At 45.9% G+C, this 24,246-nt stretch carries 33 protein-coding genes and 6 pseudogenes; 20 read left to right on the top strand and 19 right to left on the bottom strand.

All coding sequences use genetic code 11. The annotated features are described in order from the left end of the window. The first annotated feature begins 15 nt into the window (after positions 1 to 15). The gene (locus JCM11217_RS15690) at positions 16 to 447 is read left to right on the top strand and encodes a hypothetical protein (protein WP_243678991.1); all 432 of its coding nucleotides are present in this window, start codon (positions 16 to 18) and stop codon (positions 445 to 447) included. Continuing rightward, positions 378 to 824 carry a hypothetical protein gene (locus JCM11217_RS15685; RefSeq protein ID WP_243678990.1) on the top strand — a complete coding sequence of 149 codons (447 nt, stop codon included), beginning with the start codon at positions 378 to 380 and terminating at the stop codon, positions 822 to 824. The genes JCM11217_RS15690 and JCM11217_RS15685 overlap by 70 nt, the downstream gene beginning before the upstream one ends. On the opposite strand, the gene JCM11217_RS09090 is transcribed toward JCM11217_RS15685, so the two are convergent. The 4 genes and pseudogenes from JCM11217_RS09090 to JCM11217_RS09075 form a co-directional block, all read right to left on the bottom strand. Then, positions 808 to 1,497 carry a PHP domain-containing protein gene (locus tag JCM11217_RS09090; protein WP_054842803.1) on the bottom strand — a complete coding sequence of 230 codons (690 nt, stop codon included), beginning with the start codon at positions 1,495 to 1,497 and terminating at the stop codon, positions 808 to 810. The two genes, JCM11217_RS15685 and JCM11217_RS09090, sit on opposite strands and share 17 nt — an antisense overlap. Beyond that, positions 1,487 to 2,163 (bottom strand): annotated as a pseudogene (locus JCM11217_RS09085) (TIGR00296 family protein). The gene JCM11217_RS09090 and the pseudogene JCM11217_RS09085 overlap by 11 nt, the downstream one beginning before the upstream one ends. Further along, complete coding sequence (locus JCM11217_RS09080; RefSeq protein ID WP_054842802.1) at positions 2,141 to 2,374, bottom strand: hypothetical protein; 234 nt, start codon at positions 2,372 to 2,374, stop codon at positions 2,141 to 2,143. Before JCM11217_RS09080 ends, JCM11217_RS09085 begins: the two are co-directional and overlap by 23 nt. Before the next feature lie 51 nt (positions 2,375 to 2,425). Continuing rightward, positions 2,426 to 2,989, bottom strand: a complete 564-nt coding sequence (locus JCM11217_RS09075; RefSeq protein WP_054842741.1) for a cobalamin adenosyltransferase — start codon at positions 2,987 to 2,989, stop codon at positions 2,426 to 2,428. 93 nt (positions 2,990 to 3,082) lie between these two features. Between JCM11217_RS09075 and JCM11217_RS09070 the strand changes: the two genes are divergently transcribed. The 7 genes from JCM11217_RS09070 (at position 3,083) to JCM11217_RS09050 (ending at position 8,080) form a co-directional block, all read left to right on the top strand. Continuing rightward, positions 3,083 to 3,325, top strand: coding sequence for a hypothetical protein (locus JCM11217_RS09070; protein WP_054842740.1), 243 nt, complete (start codon positions 3,083 to 3,085; stop codon positions 3,323 to 3,325). A gap of 40 nt (positions 3,326 to 3,365) precedes the next feature. After that, a complete protein-coding gene (locus JCM11217_RS15680; RefSeq protein WP_243678989.1) occupies positions 3,366 to 4,025 on the top strand; it encodes an FAD-binding protein in 660 nt (219 codons plus the stop codon). Continuing rightward, positions 3,998 to 5,191 (top strand): hypothetical protein, encoded by a 1,194-nt coding sequence (locus tag JCM11217_RS09065; RefSeq protein ID WP_243678987.1) that lies wholly within the window; start codon positions 3,998 to 4,000, stop codon positions 5,189 to 5,191. The genes JCM11217_RS15680 and JCM11217_RS09065 overlap by 28 nt, the downstream gene beginning before the upstream one ends. Next, a complete protein-coding gene (locus tag JCM11217_RS15675; RefSeq protein ID WP_243679103.1) occupies positions 5,191 to 5,751 on the top strand; it encodes an FAD-binding oxidoreductase in 561 nt (186 codons plus the stop codon). Before JCM11217_RS09065 ends, JCM11217_RS15675 begins: the two co-directional genes overlap by 1 nt. Next, positions 5,676 to 6,365 (top strand): FAD-binding oxidoreductase, encoded by a 690-nt coding sequence (locus JCM11217_RS15670; RefSeq protein WP_243678986.1) that lies wholly within the window; start codon positions 5,676 to 5,678, stop codon positions 6,363 to 6,365. Before JCM11217_RS15675 ends, JCM11217_RS15670 begins: the two co-directional genes overlap by 76 nt. Positions 6,366 to 6,484: 119 nt before the next feature. Beyond that, entirely contained in the window at positions 6,485 to 6,919 is a 435-nt protein-coding gene (locus JCM11217_RS09055; protein ID WP_054842739.1) for an Hsp20/alpha crystallin family protein, read from the top strand. 105 nt (positions 6,920 to 7,024) lie between these two features. Continuing rightward, positions 7,025 to 8,080: a phosphate uptake regulator PhoU gene (locus tag JCM11217_RS09050; RefSeq protein ID WP_054842738.1), complete on the top strand. Its 1,056-nt coding sequence runs from the start codon at positions 7,025 to 7,027 to the stop codon at positions 8,078 to 8,080. An 11-nt stretch (positions 8,081 to 8,091) separates the two neighbouring features. Here JCM11217_RS09050 and JCM11217_RS09045 read toward each other — a convergent pair whose 3' ends face one another. Next, positions 8,092 to 8,697 carry a methyltransferase gene (locus JCM11217_RS09045; RefSeq protein ID WP_054842737.1) on the bottom strand — a complete coding sequence of 202 codons (606 nt, stop codon included), beginning with the start codon at positions 8,695 to 8,697 and terminating at the stop codon, positions 8,092 to 8,094. 3 nt (positions 8,698 to 8,700) lie between these two features. After that, complete coding sequence (locus JCM11217_RS09040; RefSeq protein ID WP_054842736.1) at positions 8,701 to 9,522, bottom strand: ArsR family transcriptional regulator; 822 nt, start codon at positions 9,520 to 9,522, stop codon at positions 8,701 to 8,703. A gap of 53 nt (positions 9,523 to 9,575) precedes the next feature. Here JCM11217_RS09040 and JCM11217_RS15665 point away from each other — a divergent pair, with 53 nt between their 5' ends. Together JCM11217_RS15665 and JCM11217_RS15660 are read left to right on the top strand one after the other, a co-directional pair. Further along, on the top strand, positions 9,576 to 10,022 hold the full coding sequence (locus tag JCM11217_RS15665) for a hypothetical protein (RefSeq protein WP_243678984.1): 447 nt from the start codon (positions 9,576 to 9,578) through the stop codon (positions 10,020 to 10,022). Then, a complete protein-coding gene (locus tag JCM11217_RS15660; protein ID WP_243678982.1) occupies positions 9,941 to 10,483 on the top strand; it encodes a hypothetical protein in 543 nt (180 codons plus the stop codon). The genes JCM11217_RS15665 and JCM11217_RS15660 overlap by 82 nt, the downstream gene beginning before the upstream one ends. Here JCM11217_RS15660 and JCM11217_RS09030 read toward each other — a convergent pair whose 3' ends face one another. Then, the gene (locus JCM11217_RS09030; protein WP_054842735.1) at positions 10,484 to 10,837 is read right to left on the bottom strand and encodes a 30S ribosomal protein S25e; all 354 of its coding nucleotides are present in this window, start codon (positions 10,835 to 10,837) and stop codon (positions 10,484 to 10,486) included. Positions 10,838 to 10,960: 123 nt separating this feature from the next. Between JCM11217_RS09030 and JCM11217_RS09025 the strand changes: the two are divergent. The 6 genes and pseudogenes from JCM11217_RS09025 (at position 10,961) to JCM11217_RS09000 (ending at position 15,186) form a co-directional block, all read left to right on the top strand. Then, a pseudogene (locus JCM11217_RS09025) lies at positions 10,961 to 11,543 on the top strand (TATA-box-binding protein). Next, positions 11,543 to 12,262, top strand: a complete 720-nt coding sequence (locus JCM11217_RS09020; RefSeq protein ID WP_243678980.1) for a hypothetical protein — start codon at positions 11,543 to 11,545, stop codon at positions 12,260 to 12,262. The pseudogene JCM11217_RS09025 and the gene JCM11217_RS09020 overlap by 1 nt, the downstream one beginning before the upstream one ends. 2 nt (positions 12,263 to 12,264) lie before the next feature. Continuing rightward, positions 12,265 to 12,612, top strand: coding sequence for a Holliday junction resolvase (locus JCM11217_RS09015; RefSeq protein ID WP_243678979.1), 348 nt, complete (start codon positions 12,265 to 12,267; stop codon positions 12,610 to 12,612). 118 nt (positions 12,613 to 12,730) lie between these two features. Further along, complete coding sequence (locus JCM11217_RS09010) at positions 12,731 to 13,009, top strand: hypothetical protein (protein ID WP_054842734.1); 279 nt, start codon at positions 12,731 to 12,733, stop codon at positions 13,007 to 13,009. Between the two features lie 42 nt (positions 13,010 to 13,051). Then, positions 13,052 to 13,745: pseudogene (locus tag JCM11217_RS09005) on the top strand (metal-dependent hydrolase). Positions 13,746 to 13,800: 55 nt separating this feature from the next. After that, positions 13,801 to 15,186, top strand: a pseudogene (locus tag JCM11217_RS09000) (NAD(P)/FAD-dependent oxidoreductase). Here JCM11217_RS09000 and JCM11217_RS08995 read toward each other — a convergent pair. The 6 genes and pseudogenes from JCM11217_RS08995 to rrp41 all read right to left on the bottom strand — a co-directional run bounded on the left by JCM11217_RS08995 (position 15,172) and on the right by rrp41 (position 20,229). After that, positions 15,172 to 16,279 (bottom strand): annotated as a pseudogene (locus JCM11217_RS08995) (S-methyl-5-thioribose-1-phosphate isomerase). The pseudogenes JCM11217_RS09000 and JCM11217_RS08995 sit on opposite strands and share 15 nt — an antisense overlap. Positions 16,280 to 16,326: 47 nt before the next feature. Then, positions 16,327 to 17,793 (bottom strand): carboxypeptidase M32, encoded by a 1,467-nt coding sequence (locus tag JCM11217_RS08990; protein WP_054842733.1) that lies wholly within the window; start codon positions 17,791 to 17,793, stop codon positions 16,327 to 16,329. Between the two features lie 170 nt (positions 17,794 to 17,963). Beyond that, positions 17,964 to 18,482 (bottom strand): restriction endonuclease, encoded by a 519-nt coding sequence (locus JCM11217_RS08985; protein ID WP_243678977.1) that lies wholly within the window; start codon positions 18,480 to 18,482, stop codon positions 17,964 to 17,966. A 44-nt stretch (positions 18,483 to 18,526) separates the two neighbouring features. Then, a complete protein-coding gene (locus tag JCM11217_RS15655; RefSeq protein WP_243679102.1) occupies positions 18,527 to 18,940 on the bottom strand; it encodes a hypothetical protein in 414 nt (137 codons plus the stop codon). Between the two features lie 42 nt (positions 18,941 to 18,982). Next, positions 18,983 to 19,296: pseudogene (locus tag JCM11217_RS15650) on the bottom strand (exonuclease); the annotation flags it as partial. 210 nt (positions 19,297 to 19,506) lie between these two features. Beyond that, complete coding sequence (rrp41, locus tag JCM11217_RS08975) at positions 19,507 to 20,229, bottom strand: exosome complex exonuclease Rrp41 (protein ID WP_054842732.1); 723 nt, start codon at positions 20,227 to 20,229, stop codon at positions 19,507 to 19,509. A gap of 83 nt (positions 20,230 to 20,312) precedes the next feature. Here rrp41 and JCM11217_RS08970 point away from each other — a divergent pair, with 83 nt between their 5' ends. Next, positions 20,313 to 20,786 (top strand): GNAT family N-acetyltransferase, encoded by a 474-nt coding sequence (locus JCM11217_RS08970; protein WP_054842731.1) that lies wholly within the window; start codon positions 20,313 to 20,315, stop codon positions 20,784 to 20,786. Between the two features lie 10 nt (positions 20,787 to 20,796). Here JCM11217_RS08970 and JCM11217_RS15645 read toward each other — a convergent pair whose 3' ends face one another. The 3 genes from JCM11217_RS15645 to JCM11217_RS15635 are packed head-to-tail and all read right to left on the bottom strand — an operon-like array spanning position 20,797 to position 21,870. Beyond that, on the bottom strand, positions 20,797 to 21,012 hold the full coding sequence (locus tag JCM11217_RS15645; RefSeq protein WP_243678976.1) for a hypothetical protein: 216 nt from the start codon (positions 21,010 to 21,012) through the stop codon (positions 20,797 to 20,799). After that, positions 21,012 to 21,626, bottom strand: coding sequence for a hypothetical protein (locus tag JCM11217_RS15640; RefSeq protein ID WP_243678975.1), 615 nt, complete (start codon positions 21,624 to 21,626; stop codon positions 21,012 to 21,014). The genes JCM11217_RS15645 and JCM11217_RS15640 overlap by 1 nt, the downstream gene beginning before the upstream one ends. Positions 21,627 to 21,666: 40 nt before the next feature. After that, positions 21,667 to 21,870, bottom strand: a complete 204-nt coding sequence (locus JCM11217_RS15635) for a hypothetical protein (RefSeq protein ID WP_243678974.1) — start codon at positions 21,868 to 21,870, stop codon at positions 21,667 to 21,669. 137 nt (positions 21,871 to 22,007) lie between these two features. Between JCM11217_RS15635 and JCM11217_RS08960 the strand changes: the two genes are divergently transcribed. Together JCM11217_RS08960 and JCM11217_RS15630 are read left to right on the top strand one after the other, a co-directional pair. After that, positions 22,008 to 23,012 carry a glycosyltransferase gene (locus JCM11217_RS08960; protein ID WP_243678972.1) on the top strand — a complete coding sequence of 335 codons (1,005 nt, stop codon included), beginning with the start codon at positions 22,008 to 22,010 and terminating at the stop codon, positions 23,010 to 23,012. Between the two features lie 8 nt (positions 23,013 to 23,020). Continuing rightward, entirely contained in the window at positions 23,021 to 23,191 is a 171-nt protein-coding gene (locus JCM11217_RS15630; protein WP_243678970.1) for a hypothetical protein, read from the top strand. On the opposite strand, the gene JCM11217_RS08955 is transcribed toward JCM11217_RS15630, so the two are convergent. The 3 genes from JCM11217_RS08955 to JCM11217_RS08945 are packed head-to-tail and all read right to left on the bottom strand — an operon-like array spanning position 23,188 to position 24,231. After that, complete coding sequence (locus JCM11217_RS08955; protein ID WP_054842730.1) at positions 23,188 to 23,418, bottom strand: hypothetical protein; 231 nt, start codon at positions 23,416 to 23,418, stop codon at positions 23,188 to 23,190. The genes JCM11217_RS15630 and JCM11217_RS08955 overlap by 4 nt on opposite strands. 25 nt (positions 23,419 to 23,443) lie before the next feature. Then, positions 23,444 to 23,827 carry a hypothetical protein gene (locus JCM11217_RS08950; RefSeq protein WP_243678968.1) on the bottom strand — a complete coding sequence of 128 codons (384 nt, stop codon included), beginning with the start codon at positions 23,825 to 23,827 and terminating at the stop codon, positions 23,444 to 23,446. Further along, on the bottom strand, positions 23,824 to 24,231 hold the full coding sequence (locus JCM11217_RS08945) for an ATP-binding protein (RefSeq protein ID WP_054842728.1): 408 nt from the start codon (positions 24,229 to 24,231) through the stop codon (positions 23,824 to 23,826). The genes JCM11217_RS08950 and JCM11217_RS08945 overlap by 4 nt, the downstream gene beginning before the upstream one ends. Between the last annotated feature and the right edge of the window lie 15 nt (positions 24,232 to 24,246).

Below are 24,246 nucleotides of genomic sequence, written 5' to 3'. Positions count from 1 at the left end.
TTAGTCTCTATCGTAATGTTAACCCTACAGGTTAATGCGGTGACAATTACAGTAATCGCGATAGTCGTGATTGCGGTAATTCTCGCCCTACTGTATAGGTTAGGCTATCTTGGGGGGGGTCGGCGTGGAGAAAAGGGACAGGGTGAGACGCTTGAGCAGGTAATTCCGCAATACAAGCCAGAGCAGAAGCCCCAACAAACTCAACAGCGTCAAAGGCAGGGCCCAACATTACCGACGCAGGAAGTGACTGCTGGGCAGGGTAGTAGGCATTACTCGTTGAGAGTAGGCCGGTTGAGATTAGGCCTTTACAAAGCCCTGAGAGACCAGTTGATATTGAGAGGATTGAGAGGCTCATTAGGGGGGGTATTGAGAATGAGTTGGTCCAGGCGCTTAGGCAGACTTCTGCAGATACCGTGGATGTTATTATTTCGAAGATTAACGAGTTGAAGGATTACATTAATCAATTAGAGAGACAATGCCTGGTTCAGAATCCACCATTCATTCAAATGGGCTATGTCCCATCAAGCCTTTCAGAGTTTAAGGAATTATTTAGGGCATCTTTCGTGGGTCTTATGAAGGGTAGCGATATAATTGAGTATACCGGGGGGGAGTTGGGAGTTAATGAGGAGCTTGTGAGGTCTGCCATCAATTATAATACGGATTTCATGGTGATTTATAGCGGTAATAAGTACATATATTTAGTGAAGCATAATGATTACTCCCTTGTTTTATCAACGGAGGAGTACCTGGACTCCGTTAGCAGTGGTTTGATTAGGTTATTGTTTAGGAGGTTCATCGATGAGGTACTCAAACCGCAGGGTTAATCCTCCTCAATCTACGGTTTATAGACCAGGAAAGTCTCTTAATGATTAATTCAGGGCCTGGGTAGTGCGCGACGGCCTTGACGTAATTATTAAGTAAAGCCTTAAACACCGACTCTACCGTTAATTCATCAACATCAAACACGGTATAAGCAACGCCAACGAGATCGGGCACGTGCGCATCGCTGTTCGCAAGACCTGGCAATCCAAGCTCGCGCGCCACCTTGGCAGCTCTCCAATTAAATATTGGCAACGCACCTGCATTAAACACCTCCACCGCATGCCACCTATATTTCCTCACCTTATCACCAATGCCATGCCTCAATACATCGTATGGGTGAGCAGGTGCCGTAACGCAATTATTCATGGAGGCCCAATCAATCAATTCAGGTATTGACTTCGGCACCAAGTCAGTACCTGGATACTCCATACACAACACCAGCACATCACCATCAACGGTTCTAACCTCATTACCTATTATAAATATGAAATCGTTTTTACGGAACAAATCATTACTCTTTATGAAATCCAGGGCCTTCAGCGAGCCTCTGAACGTATCATGATCAGTTATTGATAATATCCCTATGCCCCCCCTGTTTAGGGCGTTTATTATCACCTCCTCAGGCGTTCCCTTACCATCACTGTATATGGTGTGCGTGTGTAGGTCAGCTCTCATTTTTATTGGCATTTTTACACCCTTTTAATTCCTCCATTAAATCCCTCTCAACAACCTCACCGTTGGGTTCAACCTCCTTGAATATCTGAGCCTCGTAAATAAGCACTGACGTATCCTCATCAAGCCAGCAATCAGGTGGTAGAAATGCCTTCATGCAACCCTCATTGAGGAATGTCATGGAGTCCCAGCAATACTCAACGGGGGGGACTTGGGGGGGCAGGAGAAGCCCCGAGTAGTAACCCTTCTGAATCACAATACCATGCCTACCAACCACAATCTTCTCTGGGTAACTCCTTGGATTACCGGGCTCAAGCAATTCGAGTGGGCTCAATATTGATACTTCAAAGGTCACCTTACTCAGTTCCTCAATCCTCATGGGCTCAAACCTTGGATCCTCAACAGCGGCGGCTATGGCGCTCCTAATTACACCATTCACCGTGTTATAAACCGCCTGCGGAAAACCAATGCAACCCCTAAGTTCACCCCTCCTATCCTTACCCATGAAACCTCTATTGTTGTAAATACGCCATACTTATCCTTAAGCAGTCTCGATGGTGTATCTGGCGGCGGCTGGATTATCTTGCCACTACGTAGGTATTCCTCCACGGCCATCCTAGCCAGTTTAACTAGGAATTTTCCCTCCTCAATATTGTACGGTCTGAACATCACCACCACTCTTCTCTACTTTGGAGTTAAATAAATACACTATGCCCGTGATAATTCCTGAAATAATGACGAGGGAAAGCATTAGGGCATCCAATGCCCTGTTCGTATTGCCAATTAGGAATTGACCCTTGTCCATGAATACCGCGTAATAAATGAGTATCACGACGGTCACTATGAATAATACGGTGGCCAGTATGACGGTGTACCTCATTAGTTCCCAAGTCATGGTAATTAAAATATAAAGGTTACTACCTATGGGGAACTACGTACCTAATAACGTCCTTATCTTATCATTAACGTTCTTAAATACATGCACATTGTTTAGGAATATTAAATGGGCTATGTATTTATTCAATTGATTAAGCATGCCTATAAGTTCGTTAACCTTGCTAGTGGGTAAGTCATCATCAAGAAGCTTAACCGCGGTCCTCTCGGCCTCCCTAGCCTTAACCCTGAGCAGGTTCAGCAATGCCGTGGCTTTATCACCAGGTATGAACCAACCCAACTCCTTACTATCCAATTCACATGCCTTATTAATAATCTCTTTAACGGGCCTAAGCCAGCGCTCATCGCCGGTGGCTAGGTACGTGTTTAATGCTGCTGTCATTGCAGCAATGACCCTGAACTCATCATCACCAATTTCCTGAATACCCCCCCACTCGGCCAATGCCTCGAGTTCGTCGAGCCTGCCCATGAGCTCGATGGCTGGGTGATCCTTCCTAAGCTTAACGTGCCTACCGAACACTATTACCTCACTGAATCCGCCGTCTCCTGGGCACCTTATTGAGCCATCAATCCTCAGGCAATCAACAAACACGTTGGTCATAACAAAACATGTAATTCATTATTGAGGAAATTAATATAGGTAGTACTTAATTTAATAACAAAATAATTAACAACGGTTCAGCTGGGGGGGTGAGTGAAAGTGAGCTTTACATGCAGCATATGCGGGAGGCGTGTATCGTTTTGGGAAGTGGCCTACATAGGGAACTCACTTGTGATATGTAAGAGGTGCTACCCGGATTACTACGTGAAGCATTGCCCATTAGTGAGAAGGAGGTTAGCGGGTGAGTTACCGCAATCATGTAATTACTGCCTATACCGTAGTAAGTGTGATGAGTACATTAAATCCTCGCTGAGGAGTAGTGGTTCAGTACAGTAAAAGGCAAAATTTATAATTATACTAGGTCTATAGGTCGTGAATGAGCAAACGGCCATGGATTGTCGAGGAGCTTAATCGCGGTAATTATGGCGTTATGCGTAGTTCGAGGTTTGGCGAGGTGAGGGGGGGTTTCATATGCTGTGAGTGGTGGTGCGAGGGTTACTGGGCATCCTCAGGCTATTACAATTTATGTAGTGAGAAACCAACAATACCCAGTAGGCTCGGCAGTATTCCATCAATACTTAAGGGACTTGCGAGCCCATCATCATTCCCAAGGAGCAGGTTATTAATATCATTATGGCCGTTGATACGAAACACCGTGCGGAACTCCCTAAATAGATCCTCAATTAATGAATTGCCGAGCGTTCCTGAAAGGGCTTCGAGAATTAATATTAATGCTGACGTCCTCGTCATTGGTGGTGGTTTGGCAGGTCTCTCGGTGGCTAAAGAGCTTGGTAAGCTTGGATTAAGGGTTGTGGTTGTTGAAGGTGAGCATTACCCGGGCGGGCACTTAGTCGTTGACGATACCGAGATCAAGGATTTGGGAAGGGGCAGTGAATTCGTTGGTAAGCTGAGTAAGGAGGTGAGTGATTCAACACGGTACTTACTGGGACTATTTTTGATGGATTTCTTGAGGATGCAGCGATTGGTCACTCTAGGGATTATTCAAAGTTGTATATCTTCAATTATAAGTACCTAGTACTCGCCCAGGGCTTTAGAGAGGTACCACTTGTTTTCCCTGGTAATGGCACGCCACGCATGATTACTGGATTAACAATGCTCAAGCTAATTAAGTGGTGGGGGGGCTTTAAGCCGAGGAGGGTCCTGGTTTGGGGGGGCAGTGATGATTGGGGGGGTGTTAGGGTGGCTATGAATCTAGCCCAATTAGGTGTTGATACGTACCTTGGCGATAACTCAGTCGTTGTAAGGAGCGATCTATATAGGGATAAGATAGACGCACTTGGTATTAAGACCTTCATTGGCATGAACATTGTTGATGCCGAGGATTCGAGTGATGGGTTGAAACTAACTCTCGAGAATATAAGGGGGGGCAGAAAAGCTAAGGCTCAGAGGAGGGAGGAGGTGGTCGTGGATGTTTTGGTGAGTGCGGTTAGACTGCCTGTTATTGACTTGCCAGCACAGTTAGGTGTACCCATTGTTTACGCGCCTGAAGTCGGTGGTCTCGTGCCCAGGAGGGGGGGCTTTATGGGGGGGGATCTTGGGCTTGGCAATGTTTACGTTGTTGGTGACGCCGGTGGATTACTTCCGGAGACCTTAATCGTTAAGCAGGCTAGGATAACCGCATTGAATATAGGCGTTAAGGAGGGCTTAGTTGCGGGTGATGTGCTCGATAAGGAATTAGCGGAGTTCAAGAGGGATTTAGTCACTGTGAATTCCTCGTATTATAACGTAATCCTCAGGTTTGAGCAGGGGGGGCTTCAGGGCAGTGGTTATTATGCCGAGCCCAACGTGGCTCATGCACCAATGTGGGCTGCCGCCGGGTCTATTGAGGATGTGGAGAATGCCCTAAGAAGCGCCAATAGGCAGTACCTATGTTTCTGTGAGGATATCACTTTAGGCGATGTATTGGGAGCCGTTAGGGTGTTGATGCATGGTAGGGAGATTAGGGTTAGGGTCCTTCATGGTGAGGAGGAGGAATATAAGTCATTGAGGTTACCAAGCATGGAGAGGATAAAGAGGGTTGTTGGTCTTGGCACTGGTCCTTGCCAGGGCAAGTTCTGCCTAATTAGTACGAACTTAATACTTAGCTTCATTTATCAAAAGAAGCCCAACGAGTTTGGCCTACCTAGGATTAGGTTTCCTGAGGCGTCAATACCAATGGCCACGCTTGCGGGTGGTGAGTGATGAGTGAGGGTCGTGGATTAATATCACTAACTGCGGATGCCGTGGTAATCGGCGCCGGTATTGTTGGCTTAGCAGCAGCTTATTACCTAGCTCGTAGGGGGTTCTCCGTAGTTGTCCTAGAGAAGGATTACGTCGGTTCGGGAAGCTCAACGAGGAATGCGGGTAGGTATAGGGTTCACTTTGGGAATAGGGAGAATACGGAGTTCGCAATAAGAGCCATTAAGAAACTGGAGTCGCTTAGCGGCGAACTTGGTTGGAATGGGGTCTTTGAGAGACAGGGCTACTTATGGCTCGTTAGGCGTAAGGAGGTTCTTGAGAATTACGAAAGACTTAATGAGGAGTTATGGAAACCACTAGGCGTGCCCGTTCAGATACTCACAGTGGAGGAATTAAGGGATAGATTCTCATACATAAATACCCAGAACATAGTGGGCGCGGTCTATGGCCCCCCCAGGATGGGGCCTTCCACCACGATTACCTGGTGTTGGGTTATTACGAGAGGGCGCTCGATCTTGGCGTTAGGGTTTATGAGTATTCCGAGGTTAAAAACGTGGGTGTAGAGGGTGGTAGGGTCACGAGCGTGTCAAGCAGCGACGTCTTTGTGAGAACAAAGAACGTGGTATTCGCGGCTGGCGCATGGACCGGCGAGGTCATGAGGAAGACCCTAAATATTGAGGTCCCAATTAAACCCGTTAGGAGGGAGATTGGGATTACGGAGCCTGTGAGGCCTATAATCAATACCTACATAATAGATACCGAGACAAACCTATACCTTGGCCAAACAATGAGGGGGGGTGAGATCCTGGGCAGCATAGAGCTTGAGGGTGGTGAGGGTTTCCTACCCTATGGAAATACACTAACCTGGTTAACCGCCTGGGCCAGGGAGGCCGTGAAATTGGTGCCAAGTCTCGGGAGGGTAAGGATCATGAGGGTGTGGTCTGGTTATTACGAGATGACGCCTGACCATAGCCATGTAATGGGTAGGTTAAGTGCATGGCCTGAGGGTGTTTATGTACTCTCTGGCTTCTCGGGCCATGGATTTATGTTCGGCCCATACGCAGCTGAGCTACTGGCCAACTACATAGCTAATGGCGTAGTTGACCCAGTCATGAAGCCATTCTTACCCGATAGGTTTGTTACAGGGAACCTAATCAAGGAGTTATTAGTCATTTAAATAACCAGGGTCATTAACGTGGATTTATTGATTAGTTCCGTATTTATTCATGTGTGATTTATGGAGTATCATTTAATTAATGTGTTTGGGTAATTATTAATCGTAACCAATTATTAATCATGACAATGGAGCAAAACACCACGGACATAGCAATGAGCGTGAATAAGGTGGAGGCTGGCGTGAATGAGTTAATAAGTAAGTTGGCCACGGTTGTTGATCCAAGGCTAGTGACTAGGGAACCACCCGTGGATATCTTCGATAATGGCGACTCAATAGTAATACTGGCTGACTTACCTGGTGTTAAGAAGGAGAGTATTAAGGTTAGGGTTGGTAGTAACTATGTCGAGATAATGGCCGAGCCACAGCCACTGCCAACTGTTGGTAAGGTAGCTAGGGTGGAAAGACTGAGTAATTTCAGGATTTATAGGAAGGTGGAGCTTGGGGGGGTGAGGTTTAAGGTTGATGGTGCCAAGGCTATGTATAGGGATGGTGTTCTACAGATAATTATACCTAAATTAGGTAGTATAGCAGAGACGGAGGTTTTAATAGAATAGTTATGGGAAAGAAATAGATATTTCATCTCTAAAAATCACGTTATTAATAATTATTGATTTATTAGGATAAGGTATTTATAGGGGGGGTCTAATTATTAGGTCGTGATGTCTATAGTGAAATTTGAGCCGGAAACCAGGAGAGTTCAATTAACGGGAGGCGCAACCCTAATAGTTTCACTGCCGAAGGAGTGGACTAGGCAGGTGGATCTTAAGCCTGGCGATGAAGTCCTCGTAATACCACAGCCAGATCTCTCACTACTTGTTGTGCCTAAGAAGATGGTTAAGGCGCCGCTCCTTGAGTCATCAATAAACGTTACCCAGGACCTATCAAACATAGACCACCTCGAGAGAGTATTACTTGCGCATTACCTATCTGGTTATGACATATTTAGGCTGAATTTCGATGTGTCAACCCTAAACCTCAAGAAGCAGGTTAAGGATATAGTCCGGAGGAAGCTGACGGGCGTTGAGATTATCGAGGAGGGTAGGAGCACACTCGTTATTCAGAACCTCGTTAATGTGCCTGACATAAACATTAAGGACATAATAGTGAAGCTTGGTAAGACTGTTGTCGGCATGATTGATGACTTAAGAACACCAATAGAGAATGGTGATAAGGCAATAGCGACTGACATTATTGAGAGGGATAATGAGGTCGACAAGTTCTACTGGCTCCTAAATAGGCAGTTGAAGAGGGTCCTCGTCAGTAAGCATGCTCTAAGCCTATCCGGTATTCAGGACCCAAGGAGCATTATTGAATACGCAATAATTAATAAGTCGCTTGAGAGAGCAGCCGACCATGCAGTTAAGATTGCTCGTGAGATTGCGAATCTCGGTGATAAGTACGTCCTCCTAATGCCGCAGGAGCTTAGACAGAGATTCAGTGAGCTCCTCAGTAAGGACTCAATGATTATGAACAATGTTGGTAAGGCAATGACGGAGAAGATAGACATGAGGGAGGTCAATTATATAATCGACACTGTTAAGTACGAGATACGTTCAGCGGTGGATTCACTGGACTCATCACTAGCAAATTACAACCTAACCACGCAGGCAGCCGCATCGGCTAGGTTAATACTAGATAGTATTTATAGGATAGCCGAGTACGCGTCAGATGTTGGTGAGGCACTGCTTAACCTTGCAATTGAGCAGTTTGGATGATAAAATGGGAGCTAGGTCTTTCTTTCAAAAACCATAGTTATTATATCCTCAAAGAAATAATGGGTTACCTTAATCATTACAAGCTTAAAGCTGCATTTACCCAGGTAATTAACTGATTCCTCCCAGTTAGAGAATGATGATTGGGTAAGAATAATGGTAGAAATCCTGCCCAAACACGCCCATCTTAGTAATTGCTTTATTACCTCATTGCCACGTGGCCCACCGAATATCCTCCAATCCTCCTCCCAACTACCTGGTAAGTATGGGGGATTACTAACGATGATGTCAATACGGAATCCAGCCTTAACCGCGTCCAGGAGGTTCGCGGTTATGACATCGGCATGCTGATAAAGGCCATTATCGATTAGATTTATCCTCGTATTTACCGATGCATTGTTATCAAGGTCTATAGACAAGGCCCACACAATCCCGCCCATACTTACCGCCTCCTCTAACGCCGTTAGCGTTAATACGCCAGTCCCTGAACCCACATCAACGATGCGTAATGCCCCCCCCTTACCAATGCGATTCCTCAGAACCCAACGAAGGAGTTCGGCGGTTTGCCAGGAATCCTCCGCAGGGGGGGGATAGACATTGCCTAATACCTTAATCTTCATGGCTCACTTAAACAATACTATGTATATTATTACAGAGGGTATCAATAGGAGTAAGGTCTCAAAGAGTAGTGAGTATTCCATGGGCTTTCCTGAGCTTATGGATAATACCGTGGCAAGGATCACCAGGCTAACAAGTGGTAGTAACGCCTTGAGTAAGGCATCAATTATTGAGAGTGGGTATGGCGGTAACCACAGCGTTAATAATGCCATTATCGTTGGGTATAGTGACAATGGTATTAACGACGTTAAAATACCACTCAATAACTTGAGATCCACGATCTCACTACCAAGTAGGTACTTATAGATGAACAACGCGATGCCCATGTATGCGAGTATTGAAATTATCGTTATCCCAATCGGCATTACGTTCATGCCCTCCACGAACACCAACAACAGCAATTCATAGTTCTGAGTGAAGGCCGTGATTAGACCAAGCACTATAATAACCATTGAGTAAATAAGTAATGTGTTTGGTCCTAGCCTATACATATTTATTGTTAATGGCCTCATCAGTAATACATTGGTTATCTCCTCGGTTTTCTTAACGGAATCCTCGGTTTCCTGGTTCGAACTAACTAAGCCCTCAATCTTCTCGATAATCATCCTCCCCCCCTTACTTGTTATCTTCACGTATGGTCCATCCCTAATGATTAAGCCATTGGCCCTTAGAATCTCGACATCGTAGTAAACAGATGATGCTGGTGCATTCAGTGCCTTCCTTAGGTCTGATATCCTCATCGTACCCTGGCTAAGCAATAGCTTCAGTATCTGTACCCTCCTTGGCTTAAGGACAATATTGCTTATATCGTCAATATCCCTACTCATTACAGCAATACTTATAGAGTAAGTATAAAAGAGTTCTTTCTTGGGAGTATTCTGTGGTTAGTTTTGATGATTTGAAGGTTTCGTTGAGCACGTACATAATGAGGAATAAGCGGGTTACTTACCAGGACCTGCTGAAGTGGTCGTCAAGTAACAAGGTTGGTAATGCCCTACTATACCTACTAATTAGGGAATTAACTCGTGAGAAGAGGTTTAAGGTGTCTGGGGAGTATGTAATTGGTAGTATTAGGGTGGGTAATAGCGAGGTTAAGCTATCAATACCGATGTATATAGAGGTACCTGGTGAGGGCATTAAGCATCAATGCAGGCTAAACGCCAGATTAAACAAAGACGTGTCAAGAGCTCAAGCATCCTGGAGGTGTTTAATGAGGAAAAGAAGGCAGAGGTTAAGCAAACCACGGTGGAGGGTAATGAAGGCGAGAGGAGAGAGACTAGGGCTCTGGAGACTAGGCAGGAAGAGGAGCGGCAAAAACAGGAGTTGAAGGTCGTGGAGCATAGGGAAGCTGGTGAACATGAGGGCGATAAGGTTGAGGCAAGCATCAAGGAAGAAGGGGGGGAGGCGCTAAGTGCGACCGTTAGTACTAAAAATCCGACTATCCCCCCCACTGACTACTCTACAGTGGCTATGGAGGAATTCACCGCAATGCTTAGGAGGGCCGTTGAGGAGGAATTACCACAGAATAGGGAGGAGGGTTATAAGGTTGCCCTGGCAATGCTGAGTTATTTACAGAGGTATTGGAGTGTTGGTGAGTTAAGGCTTAAGCTCGACATTGCTAAGCAGTTCGGTGGCGTTAATGAGGGTATTATGAGGATTGAGGACGGCGCTTTGAGGGCCCTTAGAAAACTCGGCATTGTGGAGGTTGTGGAGCCCGGCGTTGTTAATAGGGTTAAGGAACTACCCAAGGACTTTATTAAGGTTAGGCTTGACTCATTATTTACATGATTAGGCGGCCACCTGCTTAAGTCTCTCGGGTGTTGTGTATACCTCAGTCCTGTGACCCTTTGAGACAAGCACCAGCGTACCCTTACTTGCGAGAGCCCTAAGTATTTGATAGGCAACGCTCATTTTTGTATTAAACCTCGTGGCTACTAGGTACGGCGTCACATACTCCCATTTAACCACCTCCTTCTCAACATCACTGAGGAGTCTCTGATCAATAAGTGATGCCTTGGCTGTCGGCTTCTCCTCGGTGGTCGCCCTCCTACCCTTCGCTGCTGGTTTGGCTTGGGCCTGCTGTTGCTGCTTCTCCTGTCTCTTCGCCAATTGCGATAATGTTGGTTTCTTCTTACCACCCATATAGGTCAATATCTCAATGCCTCTTCCCTTTATAAACTATTCCTCGCGGTATAAGACGGAACAGGTATTATGCCTATGATTGTGTCGGAAAGGTTTTTTAAGTGCTTTTTTAAATCATGAATAATGCCAAATCCCACTTATCGTATTGAGAATATTGTCGCCACGGTAAACCTCGGCATTGATTTAGACCTAGACAAACTTGCGGAGAGACTTCCAGCGGCTGAGTATAACCCGGAGCAATTCCCTGGTTTGATTCTGAGGTTGCAGAGACCGAAAATATCGGCTTTAATCTTCAGAACCGGCAAAATGGTGTGTACAGGTGCTAAGAGTGAGAATGAGCTTAAGAGGGCCGTTAAAGAATTGGTGAGATTACTTAATGAGCATGGGCTGATGTACCACTCACGCCAGAGATACAGGTGCAGAACATAGTAGCCTCCGGTAACTTACATGCCGAGGTCGATATTGAGAGGTCAGCCTTAATGCTTGAGAACTCGATGTACGAGCCTGAACAATTCCCCGGCCTAATCTATAGGATGGACGACCCAAAGGTTGTCCTCTTAATATTTAGTTCGGGTAAGATCGTGTGCACGGGAGCTAAGAAGGAGCAGCAGGTGAGGGATGCGGTATTTAAGATACACGATATCCTTAAGGACATAGGGGGGCTTTGTACGAGGAGGAGGGAGGTAAAGAGGAAGAGGAGCTTTGATGGCCATGTTCCCGGAGGCAGTACCCATTGTTGACCAGGGAATTAAGCATATGCCAAACCTGGTGTTCACCAATAAATTAGCGGTGGAATTAAGGGATAGCATAAACCCAGGAGTATTGAGGAGACTAACATCGTTAGGTAAGGAGGTCATGGGCATTGTTAGAATTAACGAGGAATTCAACGCTAAGCTTCCAGATTCATTGAGTAAATTCGATAAGGCAATCATAATCCTAGGACCTGGGGGGGTTGGTGAGTCATGGATTAAGTACGTAATGAGTCTCACGAATACTATAATTGGATTCACGCTCGATTCACTGATGAGGTTCGTAAAGGTAAGGCCAAGCCTACTTAATATACCCAGTGAATTATTCATAGACCCAATAATTAGTAGCGGTGACGCAGCAGTACCACCTAAGGCTTTACCTAAGGCTGTCATTGATTGGTTAATGGATTACGTAGACTCAGGGGGCGATCTATACGTATTAACGCGTGGCGATTCCATTAACAACATTGACCTACTTATGAACTCACGACTTATTTTCATCTACGACGTCAAACTCGCCGAGCTATACAACAGCATTATTAAAGGAGGCGCTGTAGGTGGCACCTCGATTAGTGTCAAGGCTAGGTGCGACTTCTGCGGTAATTTCCCAAACCCACTATGCTTGTTGATATGCCCTAACGTGGATTTGGTTAAGGAGATTGGGGGGGTTGAGTAATTATGAGCTTAGCGAAGAGGAAGGGGGGGTCGGCTCATGAAAGGGCCTTGGCAAATAAGCTATGGAGCATGGGGGGGCTTGCCGTCCTTAGGGGGGGCTGTTCCTCAGGCGGTGGTGTTAGGAAGAGGTTTGTGCCTGACATCGTTGCCATAGGCCCTGGGTTTGTGTTGGTAATTGAGGCTAAGTATAGGTCTGAAAGGAGTTCTATAAGGATTGAGGGCGAGAAGGTGGAGAAGCTACTGGAGTTTGCGCATAGGGCTAGGGGGGGTGATGCGTACGTCGCCGTGAAGTATAAGGGCGATGATTGGCGCTTCCTGCCAATAACTGATAGGGGGGGGACATTGTCGTAAAGCCTGATGACTTAGGCAATGCCTATACGCTTGAGCAATTAATCAATAAGTACATGAGTAAGTCCTTAACCGAGTACCTGAAGTAACCCTTAATAATTTTGCAGGTTCTGGGTAATTAATGTCGTCGAATATACAGCGGGAAATAAAGCTGCTCGTTGATGGAGTGCTCAAGGCCTCTGAGACCAAGTCCCTGAGGTTTACGCGAGTCAGCGTTAAAGGTTCTGATAAGGGCCTTGAGGTAAGCATAAAGATATACCTCGAGCATCCAATGCGGCTTAACAGTATTTATGAGCTAATGAGGACTATTGCCAATAAGTATGGTGTTGCCCTGAACGATGTAATGATATATTCACCCCACTCAAGAGCCATTAGGCTCTCCTTCATTATTAAGAGGTGAATTGCGGTAAAGTTTATTTATTTCAGGATTATTCAGTGACTAATGAGCACGCAATCATACATTAAATGGCTTGGTCACGCAGCCTTCGAAATAATGCTAAGCGGTAAGAAAATCCTAATTGATCCCTGGATCTCCAATCCATTATCACCCGTAACACTCAATGAAATAACGAGTGTCGACTACATACTCGTGACACACGATCACTTCGATCACCTGGGCGAGACCGTGGACATAGCTAAGAAGACGAACGCCACGGTCGTCGGCGTCTTCGAACTCGTTAACTACCTTAGTGAGCAGGGTGTTAAGAATACCATAGGCATGAATGTCGGTGGTTCCGTAAAGTTGACTAGCGAGATCGAGGTTTACGTAACCCCCCGCGCTGCATAGCTCGAGCAGGGGGGGCGTGCCCGTGGGCTACATAATAAAGGCCCCTGAGGCAACGATATACCACGCGGGAGATACCGGGTTATTTAGTGAGATGGATTTGCTAGGTAGGTTGTTTAAGATTGATGTGGCCATGCTGCCGATAGGTAGTTTGTTCACGATGGACCCGAGGCAGGCTGCCTACGCACTGACAATGCTAAGGCCTAGGGCTGCCATACCCATGCATTACAATACATTCCCAGACATCAAGCAGGATCCACAGCAATTTAAGGAGCTTGCGGAGTCCATGTTACCCGACGTTAAGGTGTTTATTCTCAAGCCTGGTGAGGTTTTACAATTACCAATTAAATAATTAATTATTATTAAGCCCTTAATATTTAAAATCCCTCAAACAAGTCGTTGTTTGTATGGTTAATTTCGACGTAGTTGTTGTTGGCGCGGGTACGGCGGGTTCATACGCATCATACCTACTCGCTAAGGCGGGGGGGCTTAATGTGGCCTTAATAGAGATGAAGAGGAGGGATAAGGTCTTTAAGACCACCGGTGATGCCATTGGTATTCACCACATCGAGCGAATGGCTATTAAACCGCCGAGTGATGTATACATGATTAAGTATGAAGGTGCTGAATTATTTAGTCCGGACCTATCAATTAAGTACGTAGTGCTTGGTAAGGGCTTTGGGCTAGACATGGCTAAGTGGGCCCAATGGTTAATGAGCGAGGCTGAGAGGCTGGTGCGCATATTTTTGATGGTCATAAGGTCCAAGGCCCAATAATAGAGAATGGCGCGGTTTCAGGGGGGGTTAGGGTGCTAATGCCTGGTGGATCCACGGAGGAGTTTAGAGCTAAGGTTGTCATTGATGCCAGTGGCGTTGGTGCTGTCGTTAGGAGTAGGTTACCACGTGAGTGGTGGGTTTCTGAGCCGTTATTACCTGAGGATGTCTCGAATGCCTATAGGGAGATTATCCAGGTTGATTATGATATTGAGAAACCCGAATTCATAAAGATATACCTGGACACTAACATAGCGCCGGGTGGTTATTGGTGGTTGTTTCCAAAGGGTCGAAACATAATGAATATTGGGCTTGGCCTATGGGGTAAGTTGAGTGAGGAGCAGGGATTGAACCCTAGGCATAATTATGATAAATACCTCGCCAATAGCCAGTATACTAGGGGCAGGAAGATAATACACGTGGGTGGAGGTATAGTGCCAACGCGCAGGCCATTACCGTCATTAGTAGCCAATGGCTTCTTAGCTGCTGGCGATGCGGCGGTCACGGTTAATCCAGTACATGGTGGTGGTATAGGCCCTGCCTTGCTCTCAGCCGAGTTGGCTTCTAAGACGGTGTTGGAGGCCTTTGAAAAGGGTGACTTCACCGAGAGGGGGGGTTATGGAGGTATAATATTGAGTATCTAAGGGCTTATGGGATAAAGCAGGCAATGCTTGATGTGTTTAGGCTCATGCTTCAAACACTCACTAATGACCAATTAAATAGGGGGGGTTGAAGGCTAGGCTGCTCACTGAGGATGAGGTGCTTGAGATCTCCGAGAAGGGCTCACTGGAATTATCACTCATTGATAAGTTAAAGATTGGCCTACGACTAATGAAGGTGCCTGACGTGGCGTCTAAGCTAAGGCTTGCGTTGAGGTATATGGGTGAGGTCAAGAATTTATACGAGACGTATCCGGAAAGTCCTGATGGCTTAGCGAGTTGGTACAGGAGATTGGTGAGTATTTATCGTGATTACGCGGGTAAGCTTGGCATAACTTTGAAATGGTTAGGTAACACCTAATACCCTGGGTATGTTCTTATCGAAGGGTGGGTAGATAATACCCTTCTCAGTTATTAATGCAGTCACGTATTTAGGAGGTGTAACATCGAATACGGGGGGGTTAAACACGGGGGGACATTCTCAGGGGGCTATTGGCACGCCCCTAATCTTCCTAACCTCATCAGGATCCCTCTCCTCAATCTTCACATCCTCAACCTTGCTCTTCATGTCGAAGGTTGATGACGGCGCTATTGCGTAAAACGGTATGCCAAGCTCATGGGCGATCACGGCCTCTTTAAACGTCCCAATCTTATTATACACATGGCCATCCCTAAGTATCCTATCTGCGCCAACCATCACGCTATTAACCATGCCCTTATACATTACGTAACCGACTGCCGTATCCGTTATTAACGTGACAGGTATTCCATCAGCCATCAACTCATAAACCGTTAACCTAGCACCCTGAAGCCACGGCCTAGTCTCCGGTGCAATAACTGACACTTTAATGCCCAATGCATGGGCGACCCTTACGGGTGCTGTGGCAGTCCCAATGCCAGTGCCCGTTGCCAACCCACCGGCATTGCACTGTGTTAATATTGTATCTCCATTATTTATCTTCTCAAGTCCATAAATCCCCCCATCATTAACTCCGCATTAAATTCCTCATCAAAAATGGCCTTGGCCTCCCTTCTCAAGACCTCGACTAATTCCCTCACGCTCTTAGCCTCACCATTATTCACGGCGTCCCTAGCCTATTATACATCCTCTCCGTAGCCCAGAACAGGTTTTGAGCTGTTGGTCTCGCAGCATTAAGGACCTCCCTAGCCCTGGACAGCTCCTTAAGGGCCTCATCAAGTGTTGATGCATTGCTATGTGCTATGGCTAGGACCATTCCATAGGCTGCCGTTATGCCTATCGCCGGTGCTCCACGCACGATCATCTGCTTAATAGCATCAGCCGTCGCCACAGGGTCCCTCAACTCAACGTAAGTCTCCTCAAAGGGTAGCTTCCTCTGGTCAAGCAGTATGAGAGTATTATCCTCATCACGCCAAATTATTGGTTTAAGCTTAGGCTTTATTTTACTTTTCAACTCCTCAATATCGACCTTCATACCTAATTGCTAACAATCAATAACTTTTAAGTCTTTTTAGTGATTTCCTAGCCCAGGTACTTCTCACGCAGGTAATTCAGTAGGTACGTTGGGTTATACGTGTCATTGAATGACCTACTGAGCAACTCCTTAGGTGGGTATATGGCACCGTACTTACAAATCCTATCCCTAAGGAACTCCTTAATCTCATTAAACCTCCTGTCCGCGATCTTATCCTTAAGCCCAGGGAGTTTCGCGTAGATCATTCCAGCAATGACATTACCCAGCGTGTAGGTTGGGAAGTAGCCAAAGGAACCTTGGGACCAATGAATGTCCTGGAGAACACCCTCAGCATCATTCCTAGGCCTAACACCCAGGTACTTATCCATGAAGTCCTCCCAAAGCGATGGTAGGTCAGACACATTAAGCTTACCAGCTATCAACCCCCCCTTCTCAATCTCATAGCGAAGGGCTATATGGAAGTTATAAGTGACCTCATCAGCATCAACCCTAATGAGGCTCGGCCTAACAATGTTAAAGTACTTGTAAATGTCCTCCTCGCTATAGTCCTTAAGGAATGGCAGCCTCTCCCTGAGTAATGGGTATATTAAGTGCACGAACTCCCTACTCCTACCAACAACATTCTCCCAAAACCTCGACTGACTCTCGTGAACGCCCATGGAGACTCCTCGGCCAACTGGCGTCATTTCCAGATGGTCGATCATTAACTCATACATTGCGTGACCGCTCTCATGAATTACGGAGAACATCGTTGATCTAAAGTCCTTACCCTCATACCTAGTGGTTATCCTAACATCGTTTATGGACATGCTCGTTGTGAATGGGTGTGCAGACACATCCATACGGAACCTCGTGCCCACGGGCATATCGAGTATCTTAAGTAACTCCTCATTGATTGATTTCATGACATTAACATCGTAAGGCACATCCTCAAGTGGATGCTTACTTGGATACCTACCCTCACTCAACACCTTCTCAAGTATTGACTTTAGGTTAGGGAGTAATGTGTTAAATACGTTATCGGCATCATTAACGGTAAAGCCCTCCTCATACAAATCCAGCAGCGCATTGTATGGGTGTCCCTCATAACCAAGCTTATCAGCAATAACCCTCTCCAGCTCCACGATCTTTGACAGGTATGGCTTAAACTTCTCGAAGTTTGATTCCCTCCTCGCCTCCCTCCAAACCACGGCAGCCTTCGTAGTGACCCTATTTAATTCCTCAATAATTTCAGGAGGAACCGACGTGTAGTACTTCAACTCCCTCTTCAAGACCCTAATGACTCCCCCCCTCTCGAAGTCGGTTAAGTCCTTAGCATCCTCATACTTACCGACCAAATCCCTAAGCCTAAGTAGGTACTCCCTACGTATGAGCGCTAGGTAAGCCAACGCCTCACCACGTGCCGATGCAGCCTCAACGGGCATATTAACCTCAAGGTCCCACCCAAGCAGTGAGTTTGCGTGGTCAATGGCCCACACGAATTTGTACTCCCTGAGTAAGTCGTCAATCTTCATTAACGTGGTAACCGTAACATCCTAATTAAGCATTTCCTCTATTGCATGAGTTAATTAATAGGGAGATAAGGTTGTATAATCGAATTGCCGTCTTCAACTTACCGAGCGATAAATTACCAAGGCCTAACTCCCTCCTAACATCGCCTATTAATGAACCACAATTATCCGCGTTAACCCCCCAACCTCTCGCACACGCAGCTCCAGTCATTGCAGTTCATCACAGCGTTCATAATATCCCTAACCTTACCATCACATGATTTCATGGCCAATGTGAACACGGTATTTATTAAATCGCCAACTGCCTCGTAAATCACGTTCTCGATGACAGTCCTTAACTCATCAATCGTTAATACAACAGCCTCCTCAAGATTTATAACAGAAACCCCCCCCAACTCATCAGCTAAGGCCTTACTCGAGTCATTACTAAAACCTCTAGCCACAATAAGTGGTTTTGCATTCAGTACCTTAGCATTAACATATGCCTGCCTAATGGCGCTCACGTCAACCTTACCCGACTTAACCTCAATGGCGTATTTGTTGCCAGAACTATCCTCAGCCACTATGTCGACCTCGCCAACCTCAACCCCCCCATTAACGGTGACCTTAACCCTCCTACCAAGGACCCTAAGCCCAAGCCTACTCAATAATTCAGCCACATAATCCTCAAACCTAACACCTACATTGGCCACTGCAATAAACAATGCGCAAACCCTTTAATTAATTTTGATATTTATTACCCAGTGATGATGGTTTGCAGCCCTGAATAATGAAGAAACCGCTGAGGACTGACTTCACAATTTAAGGTCCGTCTGTGGATTTGCCATGCATTCATGATAATGCCCCTAAGCTTTACGTATTGATTAACCGAGTTATTAATTATGTTACTTACCTCATCCTTCGTGAAGGCGCCCGTAACCTTTTGAATAGCCACAACGTTACCACCGGCGATGCCGGTTATATAAACGCCATCAGATAGGTCCTCCTCCTCACGGGTTGGATCAACGAGTAGGAAGTTTCCTATCTTGACGTGGGTTATTGTTAGTGGTAATTTCTCGGTATTGAGCTTAAGGGGTGACTTAACGCTTCTATCTATCTTCAATATATTACCTGCAGGGTCAAGCTCCACCTTAGGTAATGCGGTATTCATTAGTGCAGCCACCGCGGCTATTGTCGATGCATCCATTAGGTTGCCATCGTGGTTGAGCACGTATATGTCGACCCATAAAAACCACGCGTGTTTTCCCGTAACTATTGATAACGACTTAAAGTCGAGAAAGCCGCTATGCCTTATCGCCCTATCCACAACCCTGGCTATCTCAATTGCATTCTCATCAGGTGGTCCAGGCTCTATGTCTGGCGATGCCGTTGGCGCTATCTCTAGGTTCACGATTAATGCGCTTCATCTGGTGTGTCCTCAAAGGGCTTGCCCACCTCAACCTTAACGCCAGCCATTACCTTGGTATTGCCGAGGGATACCAGGGAACTTCCATCGGCCGTCTTCACAACATTGACCCTAATACTCAATTCTCTATAATCATTCAATCCCCCTATTATCAATCCTAACACCCTGCTCAATCATCTTCCTCATGACATCCTGCTTAAGCTTCGGAATAATACCTCTCTCCTGGGTTACGCTTAGCATTTAGGGGGGGGACTATTAATTAAGCCCTTTTAACTTTATTCGTCACGGTTAGATCAAGGTGGCTTTTAAGGTTAAATAACCAATGACATTGATGGCTCAACGTACTTGCTCTTAAGTGTCTCCTTCTCCAACCTATATATCTGCTCAGCAGCCTTAAAGGCTAAGTCAAGTGCCTGGTTAACCTCAGCCGGCGTCCACTCACCATCAGCCTGCATTAACGTTATCAATCCACGGCCATACATTATGGCTAAGGGCATGTCACCCTCACCATACTGATCCTCAAGTTGGTTAAGATCAACGACTATAGTTCCAGAGACCTTGCCTATGGAAACGCCGACCAGTAAATCCCTCATTGGTATCCCAGCATCAGCCAATGCAAGCGATGCCGCCGTTATGCCTGTGACCCTCGTACTACCATCGGCCTGTAAAACCTCGATGTAAACATCGATTGTAGTCCTTGGGAACCTCTCGAGAATTATCACAGGCTCCAGCGCCGTCCTAATCACCTTAGAAATCTCTATCTCCCTCCTAGATGGTGTTGGGCTCTTTCTACCTTCAGATGTACTGAATGGAGCCATGTGATACCTAACCCTGAGTATTGCCTTGTCAGGTAACTCAAGGTGCTTTTGCGGTACTTCCCTCGGTCCATAAACCGCGGCTAGTATTACGGTATTACCATAGGCAACCAACGCACTACCCTCAGCATTGTTTATCACACCGACCTCCATCCTAACGGGTCTGTGCTCGTTTGGTAACCTACCATCACTCCTCTTACCATTAACAAGTAATGGCACCGGGGGGGTTGCTTACCCATTGAATCGATTATTAACTCTTGGTATAAAAGCATTTTTAAGGGTGGACTTCTTTAGTTATTTGTATGGTCACGATTAGGGAGGCTCGGGAGAGCGATGTGGATGCCATGGTAGACCTGGTCGTCAGGTTAAAAAGGCTTAATAGTGAGTTCGACCCACTATTTAGTGCAAGGAATGATTGCGCGGAACGCGCCAGGGAGTACTTAATGAATGCAATACGTGATAACAAGAATCACTTAATACTCGTTGCTGAGGATATGGGGGGGAAGATAGTTGGTGTGTTGAAGGCGGATATTAGGGAGCGATTGTTTTATTCGCCAAGCATTGAGGGTGCCATTGTGGACTTCTACGTAATGCCTGAGTACAGGCGTAAGGGGTTGGGTAGGATGATGCTTGAGAGGGCCATAACAATGCTCCGTGAGAGGGGTGCTCAGTTAATAACGGCGGAATTCCCAACTCAGAATCAGATAGCCATAAACTTCTACAACAAGATGGGGGGGTTTAGATCACTCGTTAGTATCTACGCGAGGGAGACTTAGTCAGGGTAGGTCAAAAACCCTCGCAATCCAATCCCCCCATTTTATTACCAACCATTACGTAAACCTTAATCCTAGGGCACTCATCGGCTATAACGATGGGCACAATGATCATACTAAACGACAGGTTATTAGACTTAATAACCTTTGTAGCCGCAGGTTCAAGCCTATCCACAGTCTCCCTAGCCCTAGGTGCGTAATTGCTATTGGTGGTTATAACATCACCCATTAACGCGCCAATCGCTTACCGCCCTGGATTATCAGCGCATAATCATTGCTTGGCTGAATGCTTATTAGGCTTAGGTTTATCGTAACATCAACATCGCTGAGAAGGCTCATTAGGTGAAAGCCCTTATTACTCACTAAGTAGTTAAATACCGTGATTACCTGATTCAACACGCAGCCTTTGGGTAGGTCAATGGCCGTAAAGCAACCGCCATTCCTCAAGTAATTACTTAATGCCTTTGAGTATTGAAGGCACTTAAACTCGTCACTGCTCATTACAATCTCCAGTAAATTGCTCGTGTAATTAACCTCATCCCTCCTCGTAAGACCCAGGAGCTTTACCGCCTCGTTCATCGGTAATCCCTCAGCCAACTTCTCAATGACCTCTCTCAATACGCAATTCCTAGTGACTATCCTATAAAGTAAATTAGGTAGTTCCTGACCACCATTAATTACTGCCTTACCCAATTCCTCAGCCTCCCTCGTCAATTTACCCTGCTTCCAAAGACCCAATGCCGACAGTGTTGGTATAATAACTCTATAATTCGACCTACTAAGCCCGTGGGAATCCAGGTACTTCATTAACCCCTCCATGTCATCACCCTGCCTATTCCTCACCAGGAACGCTACTATGTCGAGTAGTTTAGCGACTGGTAGCCTAATGTACCAACCTTAGAGTGCATGGGCTTGATTTAAGGGCATCATCGTTCTCCTTAATCGTTAGCAAGTCCCTGACCTCAGTACTTAATGAATTAATGAGTTCATTAATAGACCTCGCCTTAAGAACACGTGTCACTCCGTCACCTTCAATGATTACCTGATACTCATCACTCTCCTGAATAATCCTAATGCTTAAATCCACAGCCTACCAATGCCCTGTCACTATTTAAAGCACTCATTCTAACCATAGCTGTAATATCCGCTATCATATCAGTATGCCGTAGCACCCATTCCTGTGAGTAAAAATGCTTTTAATGCCTGAATTTAGATATTCGTAGTATGACAGTTGATGCGGTCATGGTATTAGAAATACTAATAATAATAGGTACATTATTATGGGCAATACAATACATGGTTTCAAGGAGGGTCCACGCATACGAGAAGCCCTCATTAAAGAATGCCCAGGTTGAGAATCTACCAAAGGTCTCAATAGTACTACCCGTCTATAAGGAGAGGAGGCAAAGCATTGAGAAGACACTTGACAGCATATCATCTCAGAACTACCCGAAGAATCTCCTTGAAGTTTTGATAGTCGTTGACAAGGATGATAGGCAGACCCTCAATGAGGCATTAAAGGCTGCAGAGAGATTCCTAGGCTCACTCAATGTTAAGATGGTGATTAACGAGAATGCTGGGCGTAGGCTCAAGGCCATAGCCATGAATACTGCAATGAAACATGCAGGGGGCCTAATAATTGGCTTTTATGACGCTGACGACGTATTCCCAAGCGATCAAGTCCTCAATGCGGTTCTGCTAATGATGGAGAGGAATTACGCGGCCGTGGGCACTAGGGTGTATAGGTTTAGGAGTAATGTGCTTGGTGGCTTGATGTACCTGGAATCAATAGTTTGGTACAACGCAATAATACCATTCCTCAGATCTGCAATTAAGATAACGCCTCTGTCTGGTGAGGGACTCTTCATAAGGAGGGACGTTGTTGACTCAATACCGCAGAGCATGGCTGAGGATGCATTACTATCACTAAAGCTAATTAGTCGTGGATACTCAGTGGGCCTTCTCGACTCCTACGTATATGAGTTAGCGCCTGTGAACATAATCAGCTTCATAAGGCAGAGGATTAGGTGGAATAAGGGTTATGCTCAGAACTTCGTTTTAATACTTAGGCAGGGTGTTCAATTTAATTACGCGCTTAGGGTATTGGCATTATACGTATTAATAGCACTACCCTCAGCATTATTGCTAATTTCCATTATTGGTTTCGTCGCCGTAGTGTACATGGCCGTGATAGCAGGGTATTCACATTGGAATCACTATATCAATTAGTACTTGCTATGGCAATCTCGGAGGTCGTGGTCCTATACCTAATGCGTGATTTCATAAACGAGAGTATGGACATGAGGAAGGCATTAATCCTATTGCCCGCCTATTGGTTGTTGCTTGGTACGGTAACAATAACATCACCACTAATGCCAGTTAATAATTGGTTGAAGACAACACGTTAAATACTCATAACCCTCACATTAACGGTTGGCGCCACCTTACTACTCATCACCACTTGATACCCAACCTTCCCAGCTATTTTATTGATTACGTCAACCACAGTATTCAACTCATCATATGTAAGGCCTAAGTCAACACTGTCAATGAGTAATACCGAACCTGGCGGCGTGAGTATTAACTGAACGAGAATTGGCAATAAGGCCTTCATCTTAAGGCCAGAGTGGAACATGGGGGGGACCCACTTACCATTAACCTTAATATACCCCCGAAACCCTCTTTGGAGCCGTGAAGCCTGCCTTAATACCCTCTATACCAAGCTCCTTCGCTAGCCCCATTAATTCGTTGTAGATATCCTCATATTCAGGCCTTGTCTGTATCACGGAGAGCTGATGCACAGTATACTGCCCATCAGACCCCACGGAATTGCTCGGTAAATCCACGGTGGTTTCATAATCCCTCTTCCACCAACAGACCCTGCCCTCACCAAGGTAGTAAAACTTATTCTTGAGCATATTCCTTAGGATAAACGCCAGTGAGTAGGCCCTCCTTGATTCGTCACCGCCACAGGTGATGAACGCATCCTCATGCATTACGTGAGTCGGTGCAACACAGAGTTTAGCATTTACTGGATACCTCATGAACCCTCATTACCAACCTTCTCAACAACAGCCACCAACTCATTGTCTAGGTACAGTTCTTGGCGAACCCAGTAATCCTTAAGCCTAAAACTATAGTGATAACCAATGACGGACCCCCTACTTAACTCAAGGCCTGTGCTACGCCCAAGGCTCTCCCCATCCTCATCAACCTCGTAATAAACACCAATCGTTATAGCCTCACCAGGGTCTAAGCCATAGGCTAGGTCCTCAGGCTCGTGAATAATTAACAGGTTTCCCTCAAGGACAAGCCACTCCTCACCCCTACTCTGCATTAGTAGGGCTAAGGCTTCCATTAAGCTTGTCTTACCCGACCCACTACGTCCAACAATTACCGTATTACCATCAAGGTCAACCGCCAACCCTACCACGCCTAACTCATCCATACCACCTGACCTCTA

It is taken from the genome of Vulcanisaeta distributa JCM 11217 (assembly GCF_001316005.1).
Lineage (GTDB): Archaea > Thermoproteota > Thermoprotei > Thermoproteales > Thermocladiaceae > Vulcanisaeta > Vulcanisaeta distributa_B.
This window is presented reverse-complemented; position numbering and strand designations above follow the sequence as displayed.

Bases quoted from the DNA above. Each gene is read 5' to 3' on its own strand.
- JCM11217_RS08990 (WP_054842733.1), bottom strand. From the start codon at position 17,793: ATGAAGATTGACGACTTACTCAGGGAGTACAAATTCGTGTGGGCCATT.
- JCM11217_RS09080 (WP_054842802.1), bottom strand. From the start codon at position 2,374: ATGAGGTACACCGTCATACTGGCCACCGTATTATTCATAGTGACCGTC.
- JCM11217_RS15680 (WP_243678989.1), top strand. From the start codon at position 3,366: ATGAGCAAACGGCCATGGATTGTCGAGGAGCTTAATCGCGGTAATTAT.
- JCM11217_RS09040 (WP_054842736.1), bottom strand. From the start codon at position 9,522: ATGAGTAGGGATATTGACGATATAAGCAATATTGTCCTTAAGCCAAGG.
- JCM11217_RS09075 (WP_054842741.1), bottom strand. From the start codon at position 2,989: ATGACCAACGTGTTTGTTGATTGCCTGAGGATTGATGGCTCAATAAGG.
- JCM11217_RS08945 (WP_054842728.1), bottom strand. From the start codon at position 24,231: ATGGATGAGTTAGGCGTGGTAGGGTTGGCGGTTGACCTTGATGGTAAT.
- JCM11217_RS15630 (WP_243678970.1), top strand. From the start codon at position 23,021: ATGGCAATCTCGGAGGTCGTGGTCCTATACCTAATGCGTGATTTCATA.
- JCM11217_RS15655 (WP_243679102.1), bottom strand. From the start codon at position 18,940: ATGAATACCGCATTACCTAAGGTGGAGCTTGACCCTGCAGGTAATATA.
- JCM11217_RS08955 (WP_054842730.1), bottom strand. From the start codon at position 23,418: ATGTTCCACTCTGGCCTTAAGATGAAGGCCTTATTGCCAATTCTCGTT.
- JCM11217_RS15675 (WP_243679103.1), top strand. From the start codon at position 5,191: ATGAGTGAGGGTCGTGGATTAATATCACTAACTGCGGATGCCGTGGTA.
- JCM11217_RS09055 (WP_054842739.1), top strand. From the start codon at position 6,485: ATGACAATGGAGCAAAACACCACGGACATAGCAATGAGCGTGAATAAG.
- JCM11217_RS09050 (WP_054842738.1), top strand. From the start codon at position 7,025: ATGTCTATAGTGAAATTTGAGCCGGAAACCAGGAGAGTTCAATTAACG.
- JCM11217_RS09090 (WP_054842803.1), bottom strand. From the start codon at position 1,497: ATGAGAGCTGACCTACACACGCACACCATATACAGTGATGGTAAGGGA.
- JCM11217_RS09045 (WP_054842737.1), bottom strand. From the start codon at position 8,697: ATGAAGATTAAGGTATTAGGCAATGTCTATCCCCCCCCTGCGGAGGAT.
- JCM11217_RS09010 (WP_054842734.1), top strand. From the start codon at position 12,731: ATGTCGTCGAATATACAGCGGGAAATAAAGCTGCTCGTTGATGGAGTG.
- JCM11217_RS09030 (WP_054842735.1), bottom strand. From the start codon at position 10,837: ATGGGTGGTAAGAAGAAACCAACATTATCGCAATTGGCGAAGAGACAG.
- JCM11217_RS08970 (WP_054842731.1), top strand. From the start codon at position 20,313: ATGGTCACGATTAGGGAGGCTCGGGAGAGCGATGTGGATGCCATGGTA.
- JCM11217_RS08950 (WP_243678968.1), bottom strand. From the start codon at position 23,827: ATGAGGTATCCAGTAAATGCTAAACTCTGTGTTGCACCGACTCACGTA.
- JCM11217_RS15645 (WP_243678976.1), bottom strand. From the start codon at position 21,012: ATGGGTGATGTTATAACCACCAATAGCAATTACGCACCTAGGGCTAGG.
- JCM11217_RS09015 (WP_243678979.1), top strand. From the start codon at position 12,265: ATGAGCTTAGCGAAGAGGAAGGGGGGGTCGGCTCATGAAAGGGCCTTG.
- JCM11217_RS08960 (WP_243678972.1), top strand. From the start codon at position 22,008: ATGACAGTTGATGCGGTCATGGTATTAGAAATACTAATAATAATAGGT.
- JCM11217_RS09020 (WP_243678980.1), top strand. From the start codon at position 11,543: ATGGCCATGTTCCCGGAGGCAGTACCCATTGTTGACCAGGGAATTAAG.
- JCM11217_RS15690 (WP_243678991.1), top strand. From the start codon at position 16: ATGTTAACCCTACAGGTTAATGCGGTGACAATTACAGTAATCGCGATA.